The sequence below is a fragment of the Acidiplasma aeolicum genome, assembly GCF_001402945.1.
Taxonomy (GTDB): Archaea; Thermoplasmatota; Thermoplasmata; order Thermoplasmatales; family Thermoplasmataceae; genus Acidiplasma; species Acidiplasma aeolicum.
The window spans coordinates 1-573 of the sequence record NZ_LKBG01000208.1 but is presented as its reverse complement, the minus strand read 5'-3'; the positions used below and the strand labels follow the sequence as shown (position 1 = coordinate 573).

General features: G+C 27.4%; 1 pseudogene. It reads left to right on the top strand.

The annotated features are described in order from the left end of the window. Positions 1-217: 217 nt before the first annotated feature. A pseudogene (locus tag AOG54_RS04565) lies at positions 218-573 on the top strand (hypothetical protein); the annotation flags it as partial.

The window sequence follows — 573 nt, the reverse complement described above, 5'->3', positions numbered from 1 at the left end:
AATAATAAGAATGATTTATATAATCAAATAAACAGATTAAAATCATTATACCCAAATGCACAAATATTCAGTGATATTAAATCCGGATTAAAATTCAACAGAAAGGGATTCATTGAATTATTAAATATGATAGAGGACAATAGGATAAACAATATATATTACACATAAGGACAGACTGGCAAGGTTTGGCTTTGATTTAATAGAGAATATATGCAGGATGCATAATACAAAAATAATAGAAACAGATGGAGAAGAGATATTATCAGCCAATGAGGAATTAAAAAATGATTTGATAACAATAATAACATTATTCTCATCCAAATTATATGGATTAAGATCACAGAAAATGAAGGATAAAGGATATATTGGAGGCTGTAAAGGAATGACTCATTTATGGAAATCTATCGGTGATAAAAGAACCATAGTGTTCGAATACAAACCAAGTGACACCATTCTAAAATATCTAAATGATATGAGGGATTTAATAAATAGGGCTATAATAAGTGCATATTCAATGGCAAAATCCAATAATAATGAATTACCATCCCCTATTGTTTTAAGAAAATCATTAAA